This window comes from Martelella sp. K41-7 (assembly GCF_055808365.1).
The window spans coordinates 594,132-619,017 of the sequence record NZ_CM147867.1 but is presented as its reverse complement, the minus strand read 5'-3'; the positions used below and the strand labels follow the sequence as shown (position 1 = coordinate 619,017).

Genomic DNA, 24,886 nt, shown 5'->3' with positions numbered 1-24,886 from the left:
GATCAGGCAGACAGCTTGGCCATAACCTCGTCATCGACCTCGAAGTTCGAATAGACGTTCTGGACGTCATCATCGTCTTCCAGATTGTCGATGAGACGCATCAGTGAGGTTGCGCGGTCTTCGTCAACGGGGATGGTGTTTTGCGGCTTCCAGATCGCCTTGACGCTTTCGGCTTCGCCGAGCGCCGTTTCCAGCGCGGAAGATACCTCGTTGATATCCTCGAAGCCACAGTAGATTGTATGGCCGTCTTCGTCGAAAACAACATCCTCTGCGCCAGCCTCGATGGCAGCTTCCATGATGGCGTCCGCATCGCCGGCTTCAGGCTTGTAGACGATTTCACCGACACGATCGAAGGAGAATGCGACCGAGCCGGTTTCGCCCATTGCGCCGCCAGCCTTCGAAAAGATCGAACGCACGCTCGACGCTGTCCGGTTGCGATTATCGGTCAGCGCCTCGACGATCACAGCAACACCGCCGGGGCCATAGCCCTCATAGCGGACCTCATCATAGTTCTCAGCATCGCCGCCTGACGCCTTCTTGACGGCGCGCTCGATGTTGTCCTTCGGCATCGATTGTGATTTGGCGTTCTGGATCGCCAGACGCAGGCGCGGGTTCATGTCCGGATCGGGCGCGCCCATTTTCGCGGCGACGGTAATTTCACGCGCAAGCTTCGAAAACATTTTCGACCGCACCGAGTCCTGCTTGCCCTTGCGGTGCATGATATTTTTGAACTGTGAATGGCCCGCCATGAGCTCCGCCCTGTCTTTATCGTTCAATGGATAGAATGGGCGCCTTATAAGGGCGAGAGGCTTCCGGTTCAAGCCCAAGAGCATGAAGCGGCCGGAAGTGTCGTGGCGAAAACCGGCCAAACCTACCAGACGCCGTCCAGCAGCACGATCTTCGGCGGGCTTGACAGCGTTCGAAGCGAGAGCGTCAGCGAACGGCTGTCTGAATAAACGACCTCGAAGCCTTCGCCCATCATATCGGCAAAGCTGCGGACGCGCGGGCCGGTACGGTGCATCGGCAGCACGATCGAGGAATACAGCCGCTCGATCACGTTGCGCATGCTTTCCGCCCCCAGAGTGAGGCCCCCGTCCACGGGCACCATGACCACATCAAGCCGACCGATCTCCATGATATGGCTGTCGGTCAGTTCATGATGCAAATGGCCAAGGTGCCCGATGCACAGGCCCGCCACCTCAAAGATGAAAATCGAATTGCCGTCTTCCTCAAAACTGCCCCAGGCACGGATATCGGTTGTGACGTTGCGAATATAGGTATCGCCGATGACAAGGTCGTGGTCGGCAGCCTCGCCCGGGCTATCACCCCAGCCGTGCAGGATCAGGCCGATCTCCGGATCGGGCGACAGGGTGAAGTGGCTCTCATGCGCCTTGTTCATGGTCGCGACATCCGGCGGACCGCCGGGAAGCAAAAAGCCGGAATAGTCAGTGGCGATCCTGACCCCGCCCGGCGTCTCGATCAGATAGGTCGAATGGCCGATGAAGGTGATCGTCACCTCCGGCGCTTCGTAGGCAATGGGAACAAAGCTGGCAAACTTCACGTCGGGCAGCCGCGCGGCTATCGCCTGGCACTGGCTGACCGGCGGGCGCGATTGCGCAGCCGCATTCGCTGCTGCGAGCACCAGAACTGCAGGAACGAGCATCGCAAGTTGACGAAGCATTGCCATTCCCCCGTTTTTGAGGATGACGGCAGAATGCGGGAGAACGTCCGAAAGGTCCATGTGAGGGCTCTGCAAACGCGTTCACACATTCGTGATGACAGTTGGCCCAGGCCTGCAAGCGCAAAAGCCCGGCAAGTCTTGCCATGTTGCCGGCCTTTCCCCATCTCGGTTGCCGGAGACAAACGGAGATCGAGACAATATGCGTGACAAGGTGCTGGCTTTGACGACGTCCCGTAACTGGGAGGCCTTTATTCTGACGGTCATCATCATCAACGCGATCACGTTGGGGTTCGAAACATCCGAGACTGTGATGCAGAGCTTTGCAGGGCCTGTCCTGCGCTTTTTCGACCGCACAGTTCTCATTATCTTCGTCATCGAAATCGCGCTGCGTCTTTATGCAAACCGGCTGCGCTTCTTCCGTGATCCCTGGAGCCTGTTCGATTTTTCGATCGTCGCGATCAGCGTGATTCCTGCTAGCGGCCCGCTGCAGGTGCTCCGCGCGCTGCGCATTCTGCGCGCCCTGAGGCTGCTTTCCATGATCCCGTCGCTGAAGCGCGTGATCGGCGGCCTCGTTGCCGCCCTTCCCGGCATGGGATCGATCATCGTGCTGATGGCGCTGGTGTTCTATATCTTCGCCGTGATCGCCACAAAACTCTACGGCGAAGCCTTTCCGGAATGGTTCGGCTCGCTCGGTGCCACGATTTATTCGCTGTTCCAGATTATGACACTGGAAAGCTGGTCAATGGGCATCGTCCGCCCGGTGATGGAGGTCTATCCCAATGCCTGGCTGTTCTTCGTACCCTTCATCCTCTCAACAGCCTTTACAGTGCTGAACCTGTTCATCGGTATCATCGTCTCGGCCATGCAGAAGGAACACGAGCAGGAACTGCTCGAGGAAAACCGCCAGGCGCGAGAGCCGGAGATGCAAATAATCTTGTCGGAGCTGAAGGCACTCAGGCAGGAGGTGGCATCGCTGAAACAGACGAAAACCACAACCGCGCCGGAATAAGGCCCGTTTCGCGAAAAGCCTCGCGTTGCGGTCTTAAACCGTCGCAATCGCCAAATTCTTACCAGTCAGTTTGGAAAGTTGCTGCAGGCGGCCTTCGACGCGTTCTCCGATGAAATCAGCATATTGCGCCGGCACCACCAGTTCGAGATCCACATCGCTGTCCTTCTTGCCCGGCAGGAAATCCAGCGCGCCGACGATCCCCGGCATCGAGGCGGAGAACAGATAGGCGACACGCAGCAGCCCGCCGAGCAATTTTGCCCTGTCGAGCAGTTCCGGCGTGGCGATGGTGCCGAGACCATTGGTATGATCGTCGTCACGCAAGCCTTCAAAGCGGTAATAATTCGCAAGCGCGACGAAGGCGCGTCCGGGATGGGTAATGCCGGTGACCGAGGAATGTGCGATCACGTTCAAAGATTGCGGCCCGCGGAAATCGGGGTGCGCGCGCCAGCTGATATCGGCAAGCAGACAGGCTGCCTGACGGTAACGCGCCTCTTCCGGTGTTTCCTCAATACCGAAGCGCCGCAGCATCAGCCCCGTCCATGCGGCAATCTCGTTGGCATGCTTGGGCGAGCGTGCGCGCAAAAGCGCAAGCTGCCGTGATGCCACCAGAAGCGGATCCTGCTGCTGATCCTCGCTGCTCAGCAGCGAATAAAGCAGACCCTCACGCACACCTTGCGCGGAAAAACAGATCGATTTCGGCTCCATGACGCTCAGCACCTCGCGCATGGCAACAGCACCGAAAGGCAGCAACATACGACGGTTTTTCGAAACCGCCTGCCAGGCCTCGTCCTTCTGATCCTCGTCCTCGCCGATCCGGTCGAGGAAATTCATCATCTCCTCATAGCCGAGCTCATAGCCCTGCATCATGGTCAACGGATAATCTGTCATTTCCATGTGCAGACGGGCGATGTTACGCCATGTGCCGCCGACCGCATAAAAGGTCCGGCCGCGTCCCTTTTCCAGAAAGCCGACCTTCTTGACCTGTTTTTTCGCGAAGTTACGCGCCTTGGTCAGCGAGCCTTCCGACAGCTCGGAAAGACGAATACCGCCGAGCGGCAGGGTGATGCCGTCACCATAGGTCTTGTCCTTGATGTCGATGAGCTCCAGCGAACCGCCGCCAAGGTCACCGGCAATGCCGTCGGGCTCGTAAAAGCCGCTGATAATGCCGTATGCGGAATAAAGCGCCTCTTCCCGGCCGGTGAGAACCCGGATCTCCATGCCGAGGATTTCTTCGGCCGATGCGATGAAGGCTGGTCCGTTTTCGGCCTCGCGCGCAGCAGCGGTGGCCAGCACATGCATGGTGCCCGAACGGGCCTGTTCGGCGAGCGCCTTGAAACGTTTGAGCGCTCTCAAGGCACGCTCAACGCCTTCCTCGTTCATCTTGCCGGTAGCGGCGATGCCGCGTCCGAGGCCGCACAGGACCTTTTCGTTGAAGAGGACCGTCGGCGCACGCGACAAGCCCTCATAGATAACGATACGAACCGAGTTTGACCCGATATCGACCACGGAGACAGGGTTTATGCCTGGAAGGCGCCCCTGTGCTTCTGACTCGACCATAAAATACCGGCTTATTTATTGTGGCCAGACAAAAGCCCGGCGATGAGCTTTGGCGCACTCGATTTCAAAGCTTCACCGCGGCCCGAAAGGCTCGGATTGGTCATGAAGTACTCCTGCGCGTTGAACGGTTCCTCGCCCTCGCGCGGCTCCACCCGACGTGAGGTTCCGTCGGGCAGTATCTCGTAGCTCTGCTGGTTGTCAATGATATTGCCCAGCATGATCTGTGAAAGCACCTGCTCATGCACAGTCGGATTGGTCAGCGGCACGATGGTTTCAACGCGCCGGTCGAGATTGCGCGGCATCAGATCGGCCGAGCCGACATAGACATGTGCATTCTCCGACGGCAGACCGTGGCCATTGCCGAAGCAGAAGATCCGAGAGTGCTCCAGGAAGCGGCCGACGATCGATTTGACCCGGATATTTTCCGAGAGTCCCGGCACCTGGGGACGCAGGCAGCAGATGCCGCGCACCACGAGATCGATCTTCACACCCTCGCCGCTGGCCCGGTAGAGCGCATCAATGATCTTGGGATCAACCAGCGAGTTCATCTTCATCCAGATCGCGCCCGGCAAACCGTTGCGAACGTGCTCGATCTCTTCCTCGATATGTTCGAGGATACGCGGGCGCATGGTGCGCGGCGAGACTGCGAGCCGCATGTTCTGTTCAAGTTCACCATAGCCGGTGATGAAGTTGAACACTTCCGCAACATCATGGGCAATCTTCGGATCGCAGGTGAAATAGGAGAGATCGGTATAGATCTTGGCCGTGATCGGATGGTAATTGCCGGTCCCCATATGGCAGTAGGTTCTCAGATTATTGTCTTCGCGGCGAACCACCAGCGACAGTTTCGCGTGGGTCTTCAACTCAATAAAACCGAAGACCACCTGGACGCCGGCGCGTTCCAGATCGCGCGCCCAGCGGATATTGGCCTCCTCGTCAAACCGCGCCTTCAGCTCCACCAGCGCCGTTACCGACTTGCCGGCTTCGGCCGCATCGATCAGCGCGCGTACGATCGGGCTATCATTGGAGGTGCGGTAAAGCGTCTGCTTGATCGCCAGAACATTCGGATCACGCGCGGCCTGGATCAGGAACTGGACCACAACATCGAAGGATTCGTAAGGATGATGGACCACGAAGTCCTTTTCGCGGATCGCTGCAAAACTGTCGCCAACATGTTCGCGTACGCGCTCGGGAAAACGCGGATTGAACGATTTGAACAGAAGGTCGGGGCGCGGCGCCTTGGTGATTTCAGACAGCGTATTGAGCGCCAGAAGCCCCGGCAGAACGGCAACGCGGTCTTCGGGAACGCTGAGTTCATGGATCACGAAATGGCGTAGAGATGCCGGCATCTCGCTGTCGGTTTCGATCCGGATCACCGATCCGCGACGCCGCTGCTTCAGCGCCGTTTCGAAGTAGCGCACCAGATCCTCGGCCTCTTCCTCAAGCTCGATATCGCTGTCGCGGATAACGCGAAATGTACCAAGCCCCTGCACCTCGTACCCCGGATAAAGCCGGTGGATGAACAGGCCGATCACGTCTTCCATGGTGATGTAGCGGATCGTGCCGTCCAGATCGGGCATGCGCACGAAGCGGTTCATAGAGGGCGGCAGGCGCAAAAGCGCATTCATCGGATCACGGCCATGGCGGCTGACAAGCTGCAGCCCCATGGTGAAACCGAGATTGGGAATGAAGGGGAACGGATGGGCCGGATCAATGGAAAGCGGGGTCAGAACCGGGAATATGCCGCGCTCGAATTCATTGGTGAGCCAGGCGCGATCCTCATCCGACAGCACGGAGGGGCGAATAATCACGACGCCTTCATTGGCCATATACTGCTGCAGCACAGCAAGCGCGGCCTGCTGTTCCATCTGCAGATTGTCTATTTCGCGCAGGATATCGGAAAGCTGCTCGGCCGGTGTCTTGCCGTCTGCCGACAGCATGGTCACGCCCTGGCGCACCTGGCCTTCCAGACCGGCGACCCGGACCATGAAGAATTCGTCGAGATTGGCCGCCGAAATCGACAGGAAGCGCACACGCTCCAGAAGCGGGTGGGCCGGGTTCAGCGTTTCCTCAAGAACACGCCGGTTGAACTGCAGCCAGGAAAACTCGCGGTTGATGAAGCGCTCGGGGCTCCGGATCAGGTCTTCGGCTCCGTTGAGATCGTTCACACCATCCACACGCGACAAAATATTTTCCATGGTTTCAGCTTTTCCCTCTCATTGGCTAAGACACGGTCACGCATCACCGCAACGATGGCGTCACCACCTGCCGAACTATCCGACTTTGGCAACGAAACTGTGACACGACACCAGAATCACCCAGTTTATCAGCGCTTGCAAGCAGGACAATGTGAATTTCGCTTGCGTTTGAATGCTAAAGCTACCGCTGGGCATTTTCGCGTTCAGAGAGCACTTCAGCGGCCAGCGCACGCGTGATCCGGCGCCCGCGTGCCAGCGCAAACCGGTCGATCTGGTCGACGATCTGGCAAGCGGCATCGAGAGAGCGTTCCATACGCGACACAAGATACGCGACCACCCGCTGATCAACTTCCAGTTGACGGTCGGAAAATAGTTTGAAGATGATCTGGCGAAGCAGTTCATCATCCGGCGCTCCGATTTCGACCAGCGTTGCCGCCTGAAGCCGTGAACGAAGATCGGCAAGCGCGACATTCCAGAGGCCCGGCGCCGAACGCGCCGTGATCAGCAGACTTCCGCCATACTGACGGACGGTGTTGATGAGGTGGAAGAGCCCGGTCTCGTCAAACTCCGCGCGATCCGCGTCCTCGAACAGAAAGGCGCCCTGCCTGTAGGGCACAGAACGCCCCATGCGCAAACTGTCGGTCACGTCACGCGCCGTGCTCACACCCTTCCATATGGTGGCAAGATGGCTCTTGCCGGAACCCGGCGGACCGCTCAAGATCACGACCGGCGCGCGCCAGTGAGGCCAGCAGTCAACGAGATCAACCGCCGGTGCAATCGAGGCGGAGACCAGCAAATGCTCGCGGCCGGCCGCCGAATCGTGGCTCAGGGCGAGCGGTAGTTGCAGGATGTCGGGCTTTTTCGTCACGGCTTCCAGGCTCAGCTCTCTTCTTTCTGCACCGATGTCGTCTCTTCGGTGTGATGCTCGATACCGTCCCAATAGAGATCGCTCGTCAGATAGCGGTCGATTGCAAAGCGCACTAGAACACCCACCGCCGCTGCTACCGGCACCGCCACAAGCAGACCGACAAAGCCGAACAGCACACTGAATGCAAACAGCGCGAACATCAGCCAGACGGGATGAAGACGTACGCTGCCACCGACGAGCTTGGGCTGCAGGATATTGCCCTCAAGAAACTGCCCCAACAGGTAAATGCCGAAGATCAGCGCGATCATCCAGAAGTCCGGCCAGAACTGAAACAATGCGACGCCCATCGACAAGACGAGACCCGAGGTCGATCCGAGATAGGGAATAAAGCTGACGAATCCTGCGAAAAGCCCGATCAGGGCGCCGAAATTGAGCCCTGCGAGGCTGAGCGCTGCGGCATAATAGATGCCGAGGATCAGGCAGAGCGACCCCTGTCCGCGCACAAAACCGGAAATGACGCTGTTGATCTCGCGCGCCAGGTAGCGCACGTCGTCGACCTGTCCGCGCGGGATCCATTGGTCGACCTTGGCAATCATCCGGTCCCAGTCAAGCAGTAGGTAAAATGCAATCACCGGCGCCAGAACCACAAAGGAGACGACGTTGACGACCGCCATCGACGAGCTCCAGATGCTGCCGAAGAGCGTGCTGGCAATGGAGGCACCGCCGGACAGCATCTTGCCAACATTCTCGCTCAAATCCGTGAGCTGGTTGTTCCCCCAGTCCACAAGTTTGCTCAGCTGCGTCGTCTGGACGAGGTGCTCCAGCTGCGCAACATATTTCGGGAATTGCTGAACCACATCGGACGCCTGCGATACGATCAGCGGAATGAACAGCAGAAGAACCACAATGACGGCGAGCAGGAAAAACAGCATGATTGCCGTCGTCGCCCACAAGCGGTTCATGCCGAGTTTCTCCAGCCGGTCGGCAACCGGATCAAGGAAATAGGCCAACGCCATGCCCGCCACGAAGGGCAGCAGAATGCTGCGGAACACATAGAGGAAGAGCGCCACAAAGGCCGCGAACAGGAGCCAGAATATCACCTGTCTGCGAAGGCCCGCGCCGCTGATGCGTCCTGTCATCTACCACACTCCCGTTGCCGACCCGCTCCGGAACGATGAAGCGATTGCCAGCATTGTTGAAAAGCACGGGCCAAACGCCGCCAGCAGGGACATCCGCCACGCTCCGTTTGTTGGACATTGCGCCTTCAGCGTCAAGTCTCAACGATGAGGGTCCCGACGGGCCTCCCCGATATCCACCGGCAAAAAACCGACTTTCCACCCTGCTCCATGGCCCGAAGACAGGGCTTTTTGTCGATATCGGCACCGGCTTCCCGCCTCTCCGCTTGCATCGAACCGAAACCCGTGCAATGCCCACCTTTCGAATTTGCATGAGGATTTCCCCATGAGCGAGAACCGCAAAAACGGACTGACCTATTCCGATGCCGGCGTTGATATCGATGCTGGTAACCTTCTGGTCGAAATGATCAAGCCGGCCGTCAAATCGACGCGCCGTCCAGGCGCCGACAGCGAAATCGGCGGTTTCGGTGGCCTGTTCGACCTGAAGGCGGCGGGTTTTACTGACCCTGTACTGGTTGCTGCCAATGACGGTGTGGGCACCAAGTTAAAGATCGCCATCGAGGCAGGCAAGCACGACACCGTCGGCATCGACCTTGTCGCCATGTGCGTCAACGATCTGGTCGTGCAGGGCGCCGAGCCACTTTTCTTCCTCGATTACTTCGCGACCGGCGCGCTGGACCCGAATGAAGGCGCGACCATCGTCGAGGGAATTGCGGAGGGCTGCCGGCAGGCCGGCTGCGCGCTGATCGGCGGCGAAACCGCCGAAATGCCGGGCATGTATTCCAAAGGTGATTACGATCTCGCCGGTTTCGCTGTGGGCGCTGCCGAACGCGGCGCACTTCTGCCAGCGGCAAATCTTGAAGACGGCGATGTGATCTTCGGCCTTGCGTCCTCCGGCGTGCATTCCAACGGGTTTTCGCTGGTGCGCCGCGTTGCCGAAATGAACGGCCTCGGCTGGCAGGCCGCAGCGCCCTTCGCCCCGGGTAAGTCGCTTGGCGAAGCCTTGCTGGAGCCGACCCGCATTTATGTAAAACCGCTTCTGGCCGCGATCCGCGAGACCAGGGCGATCAAGGCCCTTGCCCACATTACCGGCGGCGGCTTTCCCGAAAACATTCCGCGCGTTCTGCCGAAGACACTTTCCGCCGAAATCGATCTTGAAGCGATTTCCGTACCGGCAGTCTTTTCTTGGCTTGCGCGCGCAGGCGGTGTGGCGCCGGCTGAAATGATGCGTACGTTCAATTGCGGTGTCGGCATGATCGGCGTGTGCAAGGCCGAAGATCTTGATGCGGTTCTTGAGGTTTTGACGCGCGAAGGCGAGACCGCATTTGCGCTCGGCCGGATCATCACCCGCGAACGCGGCATGGACGGCACGGTCTACAAGGGCATGATCAATCTATGACCAAGAAGCGCGTCGCCGTTTTCGTCTCGGGAAGCGGCTCGAACATGGTCAGGCTCGCCGAAGCCGCCAAGGCGGATGATTTTCCCGCCGAAATCGTGGCGGTGATCGCCGACAAGCCGGATGCGATGGGCCTCGATAAGGCCCGCGCACTTTCGATCCCCGCCTATGCGCTGCCGCGCAAGGATTACGACAGCAAGGCCGGCCATGAACAGGCAATGCTCGACCTGCTTGCAGACGTTCGGCCCGATTTCATATGCCTTGCCGGTTTCATGCGGCTGCTTTCAGCCGACTTCATTCGCGCCTATCAGGGCCGTATCATCAATATTCATCCCTCGCTGCTGCCGCTGTTTCCCGGCCTCAACACTCACCAGCGCGCCATCGACGCCGGCATGCGTGTCGCGGGCTGCACCGTTCATTTTGTTACGGAAGGCATGGATGAAGGGCCGATCATCGGCCAGGCCGTCGTTCCGGTTGTGCCCGGAGACGAGGCCGCGAGCCTTGCCGCACGCATTCTGACCGTCGAGCACCGGTTGTACCCCGCTGCGCTGCGCCGCCTTGCCACAGGCAGTGTACGCATGGAAGACGGACGGGCAGTCTTTACCGGCAACGCCGGGTTCGACGATAGCCAGACCATCCTCGCGGGCTGAAGCACGTTTTTCAAAGCCCCTGAATGAAAGGATTGGTGCGTCGTTCTTCACCGATCCGGCCACCGGGACCGTGGCCACAGATGAAACCGACATCGTCACCGAGCGGCAACAGCTTGTTGCGGATCGAGTTCAGAAGGGTTTCGTGATCGCCACCCGGCAGGTCGGTGCGGCCGATCGAGCCATGGAACAGAACATCGCCGACATGGGCGAATTTCTGTCGCCTGTTGAAGAAGATCACATGTCCCGGCGAATGGCCGGGGGTGTGAAACACCTCGAATTCATGCTCACCGAAACTGAGCGTTTCCCCTTCCGTCAGGAAACGGTCGGGATAGGCATTACGGACCATGCCCGCCATCCCGAATTTCAACGCGCTTTCCTCAATCGCCTCCAGAACAGACTTGTCATTCTCATGCGGGCCAATGATTTCAAGGCCCAGTTGCTCCTTCATGTCCATCGCCCCGCCTGCGTGGTCGAGATGTCCATGGGTCAGCCAGATCGCCTGAAGCTTGATGCCGTTTTCCTCGATGGTCTGCACAATCACTTCGGCATCACCGCCCGGATCTACGAGGACGCCCTCCCGGCTTTCCAGATCGAACATCACGGTGCAGTTCTGCTGCAAGGGTGTGACGGGAATGATCCCGGCTTGAAGCTGTGCCATGGTATGCTCTTCTTGTCCCTTTTACTCGATCCGGCGCTGCGGCTTCCATTTCACGGTGAACCGCTCTAAACCTATTGCAACACCTATGTCAGACTTGATTTGATTGCAAAACCCCTGCCGTCCGGGAAATGCAAAACGGCGAAAGGACGCAAGCTTCAGTGTCGAAAAGCCATGCGACAAGAACGGATGAATTCACCGGTCCGGACCGTGATGAAGGCGAAGCGGAGTTCGAGATCGTCGAACTGCTGTTCTTCGCCTACCGTGATTTCATCTCCGATCCGGACGCCATCCTTGATGAGATCGGCTTTGGCCGCGCGCACCACCGCGTTGTGCATTTCGTCGGCAGCCGGCCGGGCATGAGCGTCGCCGATCTGCTCGAAACACTGGGGATCACCAAGCAGAGCCTCGCCCGTGTTCTCAAACAGCTGATCGACGGCGGCTATGTAGGCCAGACCACCGGCCCCGAAGACCGCCGCCAGCGCCGCCTGTTTCTTTCTTCAAAGGGTGAAAGCCTGCGCCAGCAATTGCTTGCACCGCAGCTGGAACGCATTGCATGTGCGCTGAAAGACCTGCCGGAAAGCGAACGGGGGCTGTTAAGCTTTTTCTGGCGCGGATGTGCAATGCCGACCCCGCAAACCGCTGCGGCGCCCTGCTCTCAGCCAATGACGGGAGTAACCCATGACCAGGGAGATTGCTGACGATGCAGCACATCTGCTGATCGTCGACGACGACACCCGCATCCGCACGCTTTTGAAACGCTATCTCAGCGAACAAGGCTACCGCGTTTCAACCGCCGGGAGTTCGGCAGAAGCCCGGCGCAAGCTTGAAGGGCTCGACTTCGACCTTCTCGTGCTGGATGTGATGATGCCGGGCGAGGATGGCGTGTCGCTGACCCGGGATCTCAGCAAAATGCGCCCGATACCGGTATTACTGCTGACCGCCAGGGCCGAAGCCGATGCCCGTATAGAAGGGCTTGAGGCTGGTGCCGACGACTACCTCGCCAAGCCCTTCGAGCCACGAGAGCTCTTGCTCCGTATCAGTAATATCCTGCGCCGCTCCCAAGCCCCCAAAACGATGGCAATCGAGCAGATCATGTTCGGACCCTTCACTTTTTCGCTGTCCCGCCGAGAGCTGAAACAGGGCGCAACGCCCATCCGTTTGACCGAGCGCGAGCAGGACATCATGGCCATGCTGGCGCAGAAGGCAGGCGAAACCGTCGCGCGCTACGACCTGGTCAGCTCCGACACAGAGATCAACGAACGCACGATCGATGTGCAGATAAACCGGCTCAGGCGCAAGATCGAGAGCGATCCGGCCAATCCGCGTTACCTGCAGACGGTGCGCGGCATCGGCTACCGGCTGAACCGGGACTAACAGGGTGTGTCCTTGAGACATCTGCGCCAAAGCTTGAAGAATATCTGCGAGAACGTCGCCGAGAGCCTGCGTCAGGCATTCCGTGCGCTCGCGCGGCTTCCGGGCCTGCGTCATCTATTCTGGGCCTACAAGATCGTCGGCCGCTGGACGCATCACCGCCTGCCGCGCGGTCTTTTCGCACGTTCGCTGCTGATCATCATCATCCCGATGCTACTGCTTCAGGCGGTTGTCGCCACGGTCTTCATGGAGCGCCATTGGCAGATGGTGACCCGCCGGCTCGCCGATGCTGTGACCGGTGACATTGCTGCAATCATCGATCTCATCGACACCACCGATGCCGACTATCAGGAAGAAATCGTGTCGATTGCCGCGCGCGACATGGGGCTGAGGGTCGCTATCGAACCCGGAGGCAAGCTTCCGCCGCCGCTGCCAAAACCGTTTTTTGGCCTGTTGGATCAGGTGCTGGCGGAGCTGATTTCAACCAAGATCGGCCGCCCCTTCTGGATCGATACTCTGGGCGATTCGCGGGTGGTTGAAATCCGCATCAAGCTTGAAGCCGGGATCCTGAGAATTTTTGCCCGTCGTTCGATGACCTATGCCTCGAACACCCACATCTTTATCCTGTGGATGGTCGGCACTTCTCTTGTACTGATCGGCATCGCCACACTGTTTCTGCGCGGCCAGATCCGTCCTATCCTGAAGCTGACACGTGCCGCAGATGATTTCGGCAAGGGGCAAGTCTCGTCACAACCCTTTACGCCGCGCGGCGCGATTGAAATCCGGCGCGCGGGTCTTGCCTTTATCCTGATGCGCGAACGGATCGAACGCCAGATCGAGCAGCGCACCACCATGCTCAACGGTGTCAGCCACGACCTGCGCACCATCCTGACGCGGTTCAAACTGCAGCTTGCTCTGATCGGCGACAGTCCCGAGGTCGAGGCACTCAATCAGGATATCGAGGAAATGCAGAAAATGCTGGAGGGCTATATCGACTTTGCCCGGGGCGATGCCGAGGAGACCACCGGAACGGCAAGCCTGTCAGCGCTTTTCAAGCGCCAGCAGGAGGATTTTGAGCTTTCCGGCAAGTCACTGCAATATGTCGTCGTCGGCGATGACGCGGTAACCGTGCGCCCAAACGCCTTCGCCCGGCTTGTCGGCAATCTCGCCTCCAACGCCAAGCGCCACGCCAGCCGCCTGGAGATTACTGCCAAGCACGGTGCCAAATGGCTGTCGATTTCGTTTGACGATGATGGTCCCGGCATCGCCGAGGATATGCGTGAGGAAGTGTTCAAACCGTTCCTGCGGCTCGACAATGCGCGCAACCTGGACTCGTCTGGCACCGGCCTCGGTTTGGCGATCGCCCGCGATATCGCCCGTGCCCATGGCGGCAATGTGGTACTTTCTGAAAGCCCGCTCGGCGGGCTTCGGGCATCAATTCACATTCCGTGCTGATGGTTCAGTGAAGCTTCGCGCCGTTTTCGACCGGTTTGTCGACGGCGGCAAGGACAATATCGCCATTGTCGTCCGCCATGCCGAGTGTCAGGACTTCAGAGCGGAAAGGCCCGATCTGGCGCGGTGGAAAATTCACCACCGCCATCACCTGCCGGCCGACGAGCGTTTCGGGCGTATAGTGCACCGTGATCTGGGCGGAGGATTTCTTCACGCCGATCTCGGATCCGAAGTCGATCTTCAGCTTGTAGGCAGGCTTGCGGGCTTCGGGAAAGGCTTCTGCCGCGATGATCGTGCCTGCGCGGATATCGACCTCCAGAAAGTCGTCAAAGGTAATCTCGTTCCTCATAACAGCACTCCCGGCTCAGCCCGCCAGTTCCTTTGAGCGCTTGCAGGCCGCTTCAAGGGCACGGTCGAAAATCGGCTGCAAGCCCTCTTCGGCCATCAGATGCTCCAGCGCGGCAGCAGTCGTGCCGCCCGGGGACGTCACATTCTTGCGCAGTGTGCCGGCATCGTCCTCCGACCCATCCATCAGCGCCCCCGCACCCGTCACCGTGCCGCGTGCAAGCCGCATGGCGAGGTCTTTATCAAGACCGAGCTTACGCCCCGCTTCAGCCAAGCACTCGACCAGATAGAAGACGTAAGCAGGGCCGCTTCCCGAAATCGCGGTTACGGCGTCGATATCGGCTTCCTTTTCCACCCATTCGACCTGACCGACGGCTGCTAGCAGCATGTCTGCCTCTTCGCGTGCCGTTTCGCTGACGCGGCCATTGGCAAAAGCGCCAATGACCCCGCGCCCAACCATGGACGGCGTGTTCGGGATTGTGCGGATCATCGCAAGTTTTCCAAGGCGCTCCTCGAAATATTGAAGCGTCTTGCCGGCGGCAACGGAGACGACAAGAGTGTCCTCATCAATCACCGGCGCAAGCGTGTCGAGCACCGCATACATGACCTGCGGCTTGACCGCGAGAACCAGGATCTTCGCCTTGACATTGTCCGGCAGTGCCACCGTATGGCGGATGCCGCTACGATCCAGAAGGCTCTTGATGCTGTTGGAAGGGTTCGGATCAATCACTGTGATCGCTTCACGGCGGACCCCACCCGTAACCCAGCCGGACAGCATAGCCCCGCCCATATTGCCGGCACCGACCAAAACCAGCCCATCAATATCGCTGAGATCCGCCATATCAGGCCTCTCCAACCGTTTCGAACAACACCGCCTTCATCGCATCATCAGCAGACATGCCGGACCAGACAACGAACTGGAAGGCCTGGAAATAATTCTCGCAGGAGTCAAGACCGTTGGAAAGCGTACCCTCGACCTGCTGGTTGGTGGGCTCGGCACCGCCAGCCAGAAGCAGCGAGTGCCGGAACACCACCACATTCTCATACGGCCAGAAATCGAAATGGCCCATCAGCACCTGGGAATTAACGCGCGAGAGCAGGCGCACCAGTTCGGTCACCCGGTGGTCGGGAACGCGCAGATCGAAGGCGCAGGCAAGATGCAGCGCTTCGTGCTGGTTCATCCACGAGAACGACACGTGATAGTCGGCCCAACGGCCACCGACCGTCATCGCGATCTCGTCCTCTCCGGAACGCTCGAAACTCCAGTCATTCGTGGAAGCCACGAACTCGATCATGTCGACCGGATTGTTCAGACGTTCTATTTCCAAAAGACCAAGACCCATAAACCACCTTTTTCCGATCGCTGCCCGTTGGCTCCAGCCATTTGCGTGGCCGGCCTCCCCGCGATGCACGCACCGGGCTCCATTTCGAATCATCTATTAAAATCAGTGTATAATGCGCAAACGCCAACACCAGCCCCCGGGCTCTGCTTTCTAGTGATCTATCATTTTTGCGTTCCGAAAATGATTCAGGCCCACGACCTAAATGATTCAGTGAATTGCCTTTTTTAACCATGTCCACAGGCTGGATTTTTTTGGTGATAGTTTTGCCGGATGGTTTCAAAGGGCCTCTCAGAACCGAGCCGGACCAGTATCTGATGACAGCGATGTCTCCGACAATGCAAAAAGCAGATCTCGAAGAGACCTGCTTTGCTTATTCATAATCCGCTTTTTCAAAAGCCTCAGGCTTTGATTACTTCCCGGTCTTTTCGTTCAGCTTTGCTTCAAGCGCCTCGATGCGCGAACGCAGTTCGTCGTTTTCGTCGCGCGCCTTGATCGCCATATCGCGCACGGCATCGAACTCCTCGCGCTGGACCACGTCCATGCTGTTCAGCCAACGCTCCACCTGCGCTTTCACCGCGGTTTCGAGGTCCTTGCCTGCGCTCTGGACCGAGCCTGCGGCGTCGGTCATCAGTTTCGCCAGATCGTCGAGAATACGGGTGGTGCCGGATGTCATGTCGGTTTCTCCTGTCGCGATGCCGGGACGCACCATCTCGGTGCCTCTCCATGAGGTAGTGAGATCGGTTTGAAGGCGCAAGCCCGGCAGCGCACAATGTGCGGACTATTCGCCCTGCGGGAAGCTTGACCAGACCGCATTATGTCGCCATCTTCCCGCCGACCATAGAGGATTTCAAACCTTGCTGCCAGACCACATCATGCTCGCCGCCATGCCCTATCCCGCCATCGATCCCGTGGCGATCCGTCTCGGGCCGCTGCAGATACACTGGTACGGACTGGCTTACGTTGCGGGCATTCTGCTCGGCTGGCTCTATGCACGCTGGCTGCTGAAGAAAGACCAGCTCTGGCCTGCCGGAAAGCCGCCGATGCCACTGGCGCGGCTGGACGATTTCGTCACCTGGTCGGTGGTCGGCATCGTCGTAGGCGGCAGACTCGGCTACATGCTGTTTTACGCGCCCGGCGCATTCCTTTCCAACCCGCTGGTCGTGTTCAAGATCTGGGACGGCGGCATGTCATTCCACGGCGGCCTGATCGGGATGATCACCGTGATGGTGATCTTCTCGCGCAAGCACGGCATCAACACATGGTCGCTGCTCGACCTGATGGCGGCCGTCGCTCCGATCGGCCTGTTATTCGGTCGGCTTGCCAATTTCATCAATGGTGAGCTTTGGGGACGGGCCAGCGATGTTGCCTGGGCGATGGTGTTTCCCGGCGCCGGCCCGCTGCCGCGCCACCCGAGCCAGCTTTACGAGGCCGGCCTTGAGGGGCTCGCCATACTCGTGATCCTGTTCATCGCCACGCAGTTTTATCACACACTGAAGCGGCCGGCGCTGACGGGCGGTATCTTCATCTGCCTTTACGCATTGTCGCGCATTTTCGTGGAGTTCTTCCGCGAACCGGACCCGCAGCTTGGCTATCTTTTCGGCGGCTGGCTGACCATGGGAATGCTGCTTTCCCTGCCAATGCTGATCGCAGGGCTCTGGGGCATCTGGTATTCCGGCTGCATGGCAAGGCGTAAAGACACGGGCAAATGATCGTGACCACGCCGCTTGGCAACAAGATCAAGACCATGATCGAGACCGGCGGTCCGATGCCGGTCAGTACCTATTTCACCCTCTGCCTCGCTGATCCCGACCATGGCTATTACCGCACTCGCGATCCTCTGGGTCGCAGTGGTGACTTCACCACGGCGCCCGAAATCTCGCAGCTTTTCGGCGAACTCATCGGCATTTTCCTGATCCAGGCCTGGCAACAACACGGCCGCCCGCAACAGACCGTACTGATCGAAGGCGGTCCCGGGCGCGGCACGATGATGGCGGATGTTCTGAATGTCATCGCGAAGCTTTCACCCGATCTTTACAACGGGCTCAGCGTAACGCTGATGGAAACCAGCCTACCATTGCGCGCGCGGCAGGCTGAAACGCTCAAATGCCACGCCGACCGGATCGGCTGGATTGACAATCTCGTCGAAGCGCCGGAAGGCTTCACCCTGTTTGTCGCCAACGAGCTGTTCGACGCCATCGCAACCCGCCAGTTCGTTAAGGCCGGATCAGGCTTTTTCGAGCGCGTGGTGACACTTGACGACAAAGGCGCGCTGGCCTTCGGTGTGTCCCCGGCCCTGCTTGACCCCGCCGGGCTTCCCGAAAACTGGAAAGTGCAGCCCGACGGCGCGATCTTCGAGCCTGCACCGGTGCGCGAAGCACTGATGGCAACGCTTGCCGAAAGGCTTAAAAAAGAAGGCGGCAGTGCACTGATCATCGATTACGGCCACCTAAAGAGCGGGTTCGGAGACACGCTGCAGGCCGTCCGCGACCATGGCTTCGATCCGCCGCTTGCCCATCCGGGCGAAGCCGACCTTACCAGCCATGTGGATTTCGCCGCCCTTGCCGGAGTGGCACAGCATGAAGGGCTTCAAGTCCACCCGATGATGATGCAGGGCGCCTTTCTGGCAGGTCTCGGCCTCGGTCCCCGGGCCTCTGAGCTTGGTCGGGGAAAAGACACCGGCACCCAGCAACAGATCGTCGCAGCTGCCCGCCGGCTCGCAGGTGAAGACGCTGATGAAATGGGTAATCTTTTCAAGGTATTGTGCGCATCAAGCCATCATCTTCGACTTATCCCTTTCGACGTTGAGGATTGACAAACAGGCTCTCCGCGCACCACCATCCGCCAAAACATGCAACAGGATACTGCAATGCTTCAGCCCGGCCGAACAGCCGAGAGAGAGACAGCCCCTGCCCCGGTTCAAAGCCCGCTTCTCACTGCGCGGCTTTCCGAGACGGGTATTCGTCACGGCTTTTTTACACGCCGGGGCGGCACTTCGACTGGCATCTATGAAAGCCTCAACTGCGGCGCCGGATCCGATGACGCGGCTGAAAACGTCTCCGAGAACCGTGCCGAAGTCGCCGCATGGTTCGGCGAAAACGTTGCCCGTCTTGTCAACCTCCATCAATGCCATTCGGCGGATGCGGTTGGCGTTGCGGCACCGTTTGCCGGAGAACGGCCGCGCGCCGATGGCCTTGCGTCCAGAACGCCGGGTCTTGTTCTCGGCGTGTTGACAGCCGATTGCGGCCCGGTGCTGTTCGCCGATCCGGAAAACGGCGTCATCGGCGCGGCCCATGCGGGCTGGCGCGGCGCATTTGGCGGCATTCTGGAGGCAACCGCAGAGGCGATGATATCGCTCGGTGCAAGACGGGAGGCGATTGTCGCCAGTCTGGGGCCGGCAATCAGTAGTAAGGCCTATGAGGTCGGCCCGGAATTCATCGACCGTTTCACAGAAGCCGACAGCACATTCTCGCGTTTCTTCTCGCCTGCCGAAACGGACGGCCATGCCCTGTTCGACCTTGCCGGGTTCATCGGCCTGAAACTTGACCGCGCAGGCATTGCGCACGACATCATCGGTCAGTGCACTTACGAGAACGAGCGGGATTTCTTTTCCTATCGCCGCTCAACCCATCGCGGCGAGCCGGATTACGGCCGCCAGATTTCGGCGATTTCGATTGCGGCTCAATGAGCCTCGTACTTCAACTGCGTGCGATGCACGCCCGGGGAGACAGATATGGCGCTGATTTTTGAAAGCGACGAATATGCAGACAGGCTGACGCGGCTGAAAAGCGCGATGGCGGCCAAGAAACTCGATGCCGTGCTGCTGTTCGCGCAGGAGAGCATGTACTGGTTGACGGGATACGACACATTCGGTTTCGTATTTTTCCAGTGCCTGGCTGTGACCGCCGACGGCAAGATGACACTTCTGACCCGCTCGGCCGATGTCCGTCAGGCTCGCCAGACCTCCAATATCAGCGATATCCGCATTTGGGTCGACCGTGGCCAGACAGACCCGAGCCGCGACCTTAAGGAAATGCTGGCCGATCTTGATCTGCTCGGCTGCCGTATCGGCGTCGAATACGACACCCACGGCATGACCGGACGGTCCGCCCATCTGCTGGATGAGCAACTGTCGACCTTCTGCCAGATTGAGGATCTCGTCCTATCTGGTCAGCAATCTGCGTCTGATCAAAAGCCCGGCCGAGATCACCTGCATCGAAAAGGCGGCGACCCTGTGTGACGACGCCTTCGATGCAGCGCTCCCCCTGATCAAACCCGGAGCGGATGAAGGCGAAATCCTGTCGGCAATGCAGGGCGCGGTGCTTTCCGGCGGCGGCGACTATCCGGCCAATAATTTTATCATCGGTTCTGGCGAAAGCGCGCTGCTCTGCAGGTCGAAATCAGGCCGCCGGACGCTTTCTGATAACGACCAACTCACCCTCGAATGGGCCGGCGTCTGGGCGCACTATCACGTTGCGGCGATGCGCACGGTCGTGATCGGCGAGCCTACAGACAGACACCACGCGCTTTATGGTGCGGGCAAGGCTGCCCTTGAAGCCATCGAGGAGCTTTTGCGTCCGGGGCACAGTTTCGGCGATGTTTTCGACAAACATGCCGAGATCATGGACAGCCGCGGCCTGTCGCGCCACCGGCTGAACGCCTGCGGCTATTCGCTTGGCGCGCGGTTCGCGCCGTCATGGATGGAACACCAGATGTTCCACGCCGGGAACCCCAACCCGATCCTGCCTTCGATGTCGCTGTTCGTGCACATCATCATTATGGATTCCGACAGCGGCACGGCGATGACGCTCGGCCGTACCTATCTGACCGGCGAGGACGATCCAAGGCCGCTTTCGCGGCTCACCCTCGACCTTTACACAAAATAAAGCATGATGACCGCCATCGTTTGACAAGGCTGCGCCCTCTCCCGAAAATCACATGTATTTTCAAGGGAAAGGGCGTGGTCGAATGTTCCGGATGGCAGGCATTTTTATTGCTGCGGGCCTGCTTTCCGCCTGCTCCACCAGCGACATGCTGACAGTGTCGTCAACACCGCCGGCAACGGTTGGCGCTGCGGCCCCTCAAGCCTATCAGACTCCACCGCCGGTGGCCGAGACCGCTACCTCCCGCCAGAACCTGGCAACGCCCGCCAGCGCAGGCGGGCCGGCCGGTGCAGCAACATATGTCCAGCAAACCGCAACGGCCTATGACACCACGCCCGGTAGAGGTCGTCCACCGAGCACATTCGGCCAACAGGCACAACAACTCGGCCAAACGCAGCAAGCCGGCGTAGCGACACCTGCTGCCCAAGTGGCTTCGCAACCTGCACCGCAGGTGGCGGCATCACCGCAACAGGCCGCGTCTCCGACTCCCGTCGCCGCGCCTCAGCAGACCGCAGCGCTGACTGCCATGGCTCAACCCGCAGCAACACCACAAACCGCTTCAGCGCAAACAACCCCGGTTACGATCATCCAGTCAGTTCGCTTCCTGCCGATCATCGGCGCCCCCTCGGACAAGCTCGAACCGCTTTCCGCTCGCCTCGGCGACAGCGTACGCGCCGCCGGGCTGACCATAGTACCGATGGACCAGGCGACCGCAGACCTAAGCCTCAAGGGCTATTTCTCCGTCGTCAATCAGAATGGTGTGGTCTCGGTAGTCTATGTCTGGGATGTCATCGGACCTGACGGACTGCGCCTTCACCGCATTCAAGGCAGCGAGCCCTCGACGGATACAGGCTTCTCCGGCACCGATCCGTGGGATGGCGTAACTCCGGCCATGATGGCGGATATCGGACAGAAATCGGTCGGTTCGCTACTCGCCTGGCTCGATAGTCAGGGTTAAAACACCACGAACAGGCACCTGTGATGAAAGACAAGCCGGGAAAGTCGGCTGAATCCGTCACGATACCGTAACAACCACCTTGCATTCGCCGGGAAGCCAGTTAAAAAGCGGGCAGTGAGACGCAACGGGCGATATGACATGAAGGTTTTCGCGGGCAATTCCAACCGACAGCTTGCCGAAGCGATTTGCAACTATCTCAATGTCCCGATGGGCAAGGCGAGCGTAAGGCGGTTCGCCGATCAGGAAATCTTCGTTGAAATTCAGGAAAATGTGCGCGGCGAGGACGTTTTCGTCGTCCAGTCAACCTCGTTTCCGACCAACGACCACCTGATGGAATTGCTGATCATGATCGATGCGTTCCGGCGTTCATCGGCGCGGCGCATCACGGCGGTTCTTCCCTATTTCGGCTATGCCCGGCAGGATCGCAAACCCGGACCGCGCACACCGATTTCAGCCAAGCTGGTTGCCAATCTGATCACCCAGGCCGGCGCCAACCGCGTGATGACGCTTGACCTGCATGCTGGCCAGATCCAGGGTTTTTTCGACATCCCGACCGACAATCTCTATGCTTTGCCGATCCTTGCGCGTGACATCAAGGCGCGCCGCAATCTCGACAATGTCATGGTGGTCTCGCCCGATGTCGGCGGCGTTGTGCGGGCCCGCGCGCTTGCCAAGCGGTTAGACTGTCTGCTGGCTATCGTCGACAAGCGGCGTGAACGTCCCGGTGAATCCGAGGTTATGAATATCATCGGCGAGGTCGAAGGTCGGGAGTGTATCCTGATCGACGACATTATCGATTCCGGCGGCACGCTCTGCAATGCCGCCGAGGCGCTTTTGAACAACGGCGCGCTTTCTGTCACCGCTTACATTACCCATGGCGTGCTCTCGGGCGCAGCGGTGCAGCGCATCAGTTCATCCAAGCTTGAAGAACTGGTAATTACCGACTCGATCCAGCCGCGCGGCGAAATGGTCGCTTCGAGCAATATCCGCGTGATTTCGACGGCCGCACTCATCGGCGAAGCGATAAACAGGACCAGCCACGAGTCCTCCGTCTCGAGCCTTTTCGACTAGCTAGCCTGGTCTTGTGCCGGTTCAGGCGTGCTCTGCAATTCCGGCTTACCGAAAACACCATCCTCATTCACGATCGCGTCGATTTCACTGCGGGGCTTGGGCTTTCCGAAATAATAGCCCTGGGCGCTGGGACAGCCCTCGAGCCGCAAGAACTCCAGCTGCTCCTCCGTCTCGACACCCTCGGCCAGAACCTTGAGACCGAGGCTCTTTCCGATAATGACCGTTGAGCGGATGATCGCTGCCGACAGCGTGTCCTGGGGCAGGCCCGAGACAAATGAGCGGTCGACCTTGATCTTGTTGAAGGGAAATTGCTGCAACGTCGCCAGCGATGAATAGCCGGTCCCGAAATCGTCCATGGCGATCCTGACACCAAGCGCCTTAAGTCTGGCGAAGGTCTCATCCGCACGATGCACATTCTCGATAATGCCACTCTCGGTGAATTCCAGTTCAAGACGCTCTGCGGGTAGCCCCGTTTCCCTCAGGATGTCCGCCACCTTTTCAGGGAAGCGAATATCACCGAGTTGCTGGGCGGCAACATTGACGCCAACCTGATACGGCTGTTTCCAGCGTACCGCATCGGCGCATGCCTCGCGCAACACCCATTCTCCCAGCGTGCCGATGAAGCCGGTTTTCTCGGCAACAGGAATGAAATCATCCGGCGCAATCAGCCCATGATCCTTGTGAAACCAGCGCAGCAGGACCTCGAATCCGAAAATCGTACGGTCATCCGTCAGGTGCTGCTGCTGATAAAAAAGACGGAACTCGCCGTCCTCAAGAGCGCGTCGCATGTCGAGCGCCAGCGCATTCAGATGTCGCTCACCGTGATCCAGTTTTTCGTCGTAAAAGATAAGCTCTCCGCCCTTTCCACGCTTGGCGCGCTGCAGAGCTGCGTCGAGGCGGGCGATAAGCTCGTCAGCCACAGCACCATCGGCCGGACAGATCACACAGCCTGCATGAAGCACGATCTCTATCTTCTTGCCGCCCCAGACAAAGGGGCGCGTCAGCTCGTTCATCACACGGCGACAGACCTTCAACACATCCTGGCGGCGGCTGTAGCCACGCAGTAGAACTGCAAACTCGTCATTTCCGGTACGCGCAACGAAAGCATCAGCCGGCAGGACACTGACGAGACCCTGCGCCAGCATTCCCAGAATATCATCACCTGCAGCATTGCCGTGTACGACATTGATCTCCTTGAAGCCCTTGATGTCGAGAAAACCAAGCGCAAATGACAACCCTCTGCGTGTTTGCTCCAGCGATCTCTGCAGCTCCTCGATCAAAGCCCGCCGGTTTGGCAGCCCCGTCAAAGCATCGTGTGAGCTCGCCCGATGGAGCTGAGCGGAGACAAGCTCTTGGTTTTTGGCATCAAGCATCAGAAGCGCGAGGCCGAGGACAACTACCACGCTGACGGCCAGCGCGGTGAAAAACGTCATCGTCTGCGGCTGGAGCCCAGCATTGGGCCAGTGGACCGTACCATCAGGGACGACGGAGAGGCCGACCAGACTGATCATATGGACGGCGAAGATCGTGACCACCACGAAAGCCGCCCCGAGCGCCTTATTCCAACGCCAATTGGCACGAGCGATCACGGAACTGGAAATCAGGCCGCCAAGTGCGCCCAGCATGACCGCGGTGACGACATAACCTGGTGACCAGTGGAACCGCGCCGGTACATTGAAGCCGGCCATGCCGATGAAATGCATCAAGGCTACGCCCAGCCCGAAGACCAAACCGCCCGCCTCTATCAGCAGCGTCTTGCCGCCGCTGCAACCAACCAGCATAGCGAACGTTGTAGTGGCGATCGCAACGCCTAGCGACAGGAAGGTCAGAACCGGATCGAATGAGTACGGCAGATCCAGCCTGTAACCAAGCATCGCAATAAAATGCGTGCACCAGATTGTCATGCCACCAACAATGCCGGCAAGAACCAGCCACGGCCAGGAATACTCCAGCGACATGACGCGAACACGGACAACGAGGCTGACACCCAGGTAGCTGCCGATAAACGCAATGAAAAGCGCAGCAAAGAGCGAACGATGTGTATGGTCGACAACAACGCATGAAATGAGTGCGTCCAACTTGTCCCTCCGGGTATCTGGCCGTGAAATAGCCCCGTGACACTCATTAGTAGCGCTTGGGACTATGCCGGAACAACAACAAATTGTCCTCGATGACGATTGTATTATGACGTCTGCAACGGCGAACACGCTTGCCTTTTTCGCTTACCTCCTATATGGACAGCCCGTTCGCGCAGACACCCTTGGAGGCAGCGCGAATGAGGGCGTGCCCTCCGTTTTGCGGGCAAAAACAGAA

General features: G+C 59.1%; 23 protein-coding genes and 1 pseudogene. 12 read left to right on the top strand and 12 right to left on the bottom strand.

Going from position 1 to position 24,886, the window contains the following annotated elements; genetic code table 11:
- Positions 1 to 2: 2 nt before the first annotated feature.
- Together AC0L7L_RS02905 and AC0L7L_RS02900 are read right to left on the bottom strand one after the other, a co-directional pair.
- The gene (locus AC0L7L_RS02905; protein ID WP_272210201.1) at positions 3 to 749 is read right to left on the bottom strand and encodes a YebC/PmpR family DNA-binding transcriptional regulator; all 747 of its coding nucleotides are present in this window, start codon (positions 747 to 749) and stop codon (positions 3 to 5) included.
- Between the two features lie 122 nt (positions 750 to 871).
- Positions 872 to 1,681: an MBL fold metallo-hydrolase gene (locus AC0L7L_RS02900; RefSeq protein WP_473511821.1), complete on the bottom strand. Its 810-nt coding sequence runs from the start codon at positions 1,679 to 1,681 to the stop codon at positions 872 to 874.
- A gap of 199 nt (positions 1,682 to 1,880) precedes the next feature.
- Between AC0L7L_RS02900 and AC0L7L_RS02895 the strand changes: the two genes are divergently transcribed.
- A complete protein-coding gene (locus tag AC0L7L_RS02895; RefSeq protein WP_272210198.1) occupies positions 1,881 to 2,690 on the top strand; it encodes an ion transporter in 810 nt (269 codons plus the stop codon).
- A 33-nt stretch (positions 2,691 to 2,723) separates the two neighbouring features.
- On the opposite strand, the gene ppx is transcribed toward AC0L7L_RS02895, so the two are convergent.
- The 4 genes from ppx to AC0L7L_RS02875 form a co-directional block, all read right to left on the bottom strand.
- Positions 2,724 to 4,247, bottom strand: coding sequence for an exopolyphosphatase (gene ppx / locus AC0L7L_RS02890; protein WP_473511819.1), 1,524 nt, complete (start codon positions 4,245 to 4,247; stop codon positions 2,724 to 2,726).
- An 11-nt stretch (positions 4,248 to 4,258) separates the two neighbouring features.
- Positions 4,259 to 6,445 carry an RNA degradosome polyphosphate kinase gene (locus AC0L7L_RS02885; RefSeq protein ID WP_473511817.1) on the bottom strand — a complete coding sequence of 729 codons (2,187 nt, stop codon included), beginning with the start codon at positions 6,443 to 6,445 and terminating at the stop codon, positions 4,259 to 4,261.
- A gap of 181 nt (positions 6,446 to 6,626) precedes the next feature.
- Positions 6,627 to 7,322 (bottom strand): DnaA regulatory inactivator HdaA, encoded by a 696-nt coding sequence (gene hdaA / locus AC0L7L_RS02880; RefSeq protein ID WP_473513750.1) that lies wholly within the window; start codon positions 7,320 to 7,322, stop codon positions 6,627 to 6,629.
- Between the two features lie 2 nt (positions 7,323 to 7,324).
- Positions 7,325 to 8,452 (bottom strand): AI-2E family transporter, encoded by a 1,128-nt coding sequence (locus AC0L7L_RS02875; RefSeq protein WP_272210190.1) that lies wholly within the window; start codon positions 8,450 to 8,452, stop codon positions 7,325 to 7,327.
- Between the two features lie 322 nt (positions 8,453 to 8,774).
- Here AC0L7L_RS02875 and purM point away from each other — a divergent pair, with 322 nt between their 5' ends.
- Both purM and purN read left to right on the top strand, forming a co-directional pair.
- Positions 8,775 to 9,848, top strand: coding sequence for a phosphoribosylformylglycinamidine cyclo-ligase (gene purM / locus AC0L7L_RS02870; RefSeq protein WP_272210188.1), 1,074 nt, complete (start codon positions 8,775 to 8,777; stop codon positions 9,846 to 9,848).
- Positions 9,845 to 10,495, top strand: coding sequence for a phosphoribosylglycinamide formyltransferase (purN, locus tag AC0L7L_RS02865; RefSeq protein ID WP_473511813.1), 651 nt, complete (start codon positions 9,845 to 9,847; stop codon positions 10,493 to 10,495). The genes purM and purN overlap by 4 nt, the downstream gene beginning before the upstream one ends.
- A 10-nt stretch (positions 10,496 to 10,505) precedes the next feature.
- Here the strand turns inward: purN and AC0L7L_RS02860 are convergent, their stop codons facing one another.
- Entirely contained in the window at positions 10,506 to 11,153 is a 648-nt protein-coding gene (locus AC0L7L_RS02860; protein ID WP_473511811.1) for an MBL fold metallo-hydrolase, read from the bottom strand.
- 158 nt (positions 11,154 to 11,311) lie between these two features.
- Here AC0L7L_RS02860 and AC0L7L_RS02855 point away from each other — a divergent pair, with 158 nt between their 5' ends.
- From AC0L7L_RS02855 to AC0L7L_RS02845, 3 genes are all read left to right on the top strand, one after another.
- Positions 11,312 to 11,851 carry a MarR family winged helix-turn-helix transcriptional regulator gene (locus tag AC0L7L_RS02855; protein WP_473511809.1) on the top strand — a complete coding sequence of 180 codons (540 nt, stop codon included), beginning with the start codon at positions 11,312 to 11,314 and terminating at the stop codon, positions 11,849 to 11,851.
- Positions 11,832 to 12,527, top strand: coding sequence for a response regulator (locus tag AC0L7L_RS02850; RefSeq protein WP_272210186.1), 696 nt, complete (start codon positions 11,832 to 11,834; stop codon positions 12,525 to 12,527). Before AC0L7L_RS02855 ends, AC0L7L_RS02850 begins: the two co-directional genes overlap by 20 nt.
- 105 nt (positions 12,528 to 12,632) lie before the next feature.
- Positions 12,633 to 13,979: an ATP-binding protein gene (locus AC0L7L_RS02845; RefSeq protein ID WP_473513748.1), complete on the top strand. Its 1,347-nt coding sequence runs from the start codon at positions 12,633 to 12,635 to the stop codon at positions 13,977 to 13,979.
- 4 nt (positions 13,980 to 13,983) lie between these two features.
- Here the strand turns inward: AC0L7L_RS02845 and AC0L7L_RS02840 are convergent, their stop codons facing one another.
- The 4 genes from AC0L7L_RS02840 to AC0L7L_RS02825 all read right to left on the bottom strand — a co-directional run bounded on the left by AC0L7L_RS02840 (position 13,984) and on the right by AC0L7L_RS02825 (position 16,337).
- A complete protein-coding gene (locus tag AC0L7L_RS02840) occupies positions 13,984 to 14,325 on the bottom strand; it encodes a tRNA-binding protein (RefSeq protein WP_272210184.1) in 342 nt (113 codons plus the stop codon).
- Positions 14,326 to 14,340: 15 nt separating this feature from the next.
- A complete protein-coding gene (gene proC / locus AC0L7L_RS02835) occupies positions 14,341 to 15,162 on the bottom strand; it encodes a pyrroline-5-carboxylate reductase (RefSeq protein WP_473511804.1) in 822 nt (273 codons plus the stop codon).
- 1 nt (position 15,163) lies between these two features.
- Positions 15,164 to 15,664 (bottom strand): type III secretion system chaperone family protein, encoded by a 501-nt coding sequence (locus AC0L7L_RS02830; RefSeq protein WP_272210181.1) that lies wholly within the window; start codon positions 15,662 to 15,664, stop codon positions 15,164 to 15,166.
- 409 nt (positions 15,665 to 16,073) lie between these two features.
- A complete protein-coding gene (locus tag AC0L7L_RS02825) occupies positions 16,074 to 16,337 on the bottom strand; it encodes an accessory factor UbiK family protein (protein WP_473511798.1) in 264 nt (87 codons plus the stop codon).
- 181 nt (positions 16,338 to 16,518) lie between these two features.
- On the opposite strand from AC0L7L_RS02825, the gene lgt reads away from it, so the two are divergent.
- The 6 genes and pseudogenes from lgt to AC0L7L_RS02795 all read left to right on the top strand — a co-directional run bounded on the left by lgt (position 16,519) and on the right by AC0L7L_RS02795 (position 22,573).
- Positions 16,519 to 17,373 carry a prolipoprotein diacylglyceryl transferase gene (lgt, locus tag AC0L7L_RS02820; protein ID WP_272210179.1) on the top strand — a complete coding sequence of 285 codons (855 nt, stop codon included), beginning with the start codon at positions 16,519 to 16,521 and terminating at the stop codon, positions 17,371 to 17,373.
- Positions 17,374 to 17,375: 2 nt separating this feature from the next.
- Complete coding sequence (locus tag AC0L7L_RS02815; RefSeq protein ID WP_473511796.1) at positions 17,376 to 18,476, top strand: class I SAM-dependent methyltransferase; 1,101 nt, start codon at positions 17,376 to 17,378, stop codon at positions 18,474 to 18,476.
- 54 nt (positions 18,477 to 18,530) lie between these two features.
- Complete coding sequence (pgeF, locus tag AC0L7L_RS02810; RefSeq protein ID WP_473511794.1) at positions 18,531 to 19,349, top strand: peptidoglycan editing factor PgeF; 819 nt, start codon at positions 18,531 to 18,533, stop codon at positions 19,347 to 19,349.
- A gap of 45 nt (positions 19,350 to 19,394) precedes the next feature.
- Positions 19,395 to 20,547 (top strand): annotated as a pseudogene (locus AC0L7L_RS02805) (M24 family metallopeptidase).
- 91 nt (positions 20,548 to 20,638) lie between these two features.
- Positions 20,639 to 21,502: a hypothetical protein gene (locus tag AC0L7L_RS02800; protein ID WP_272210173.1), complete on the top strand. Its 864-nt coding sequence runs from the start codon at positions 20,639 to 20,641 to the stop codon at positions 21,500 to 21,502.
- Positions 21,503 to 21,640: 138 nt separating this feature from the next.
- Positions 21,641 to 22,573: a ribose-phosphate pyrophosphokinase gene (locus AC0L7L_RS02795; RefSeq protein WP_473511791.1), complete on the top strand. Its 933-nt coding sequence runs from the start codon at positions 21,641 to 21,643 to the stop codon at positions 22,571 to 22,573.
- On the opposite strand, the gene AC0L7L_RS02790 is transcribed toward AC0L7L_RS02795, so the two are convergent.
- A complete protein-coding gene (locus AC0L7L_RS02790) occupies positions 22,570 to 24,651 on the bottom strand; it encodes a putative bifunctional diguanylate cyclase/phosphodiesterase (RefSeq protein WP_473511789.1) in 2,082 nt (693 codons plus the stop codon). The two genes, AC0L7L_RS02795 and AC0L7L_RS02790, sit on opposite strands and share 4 nt — an antisense overlap.
- Between the last annotated feature and the right edge of the window lie 235 nt (positions 24,652 to 24,886).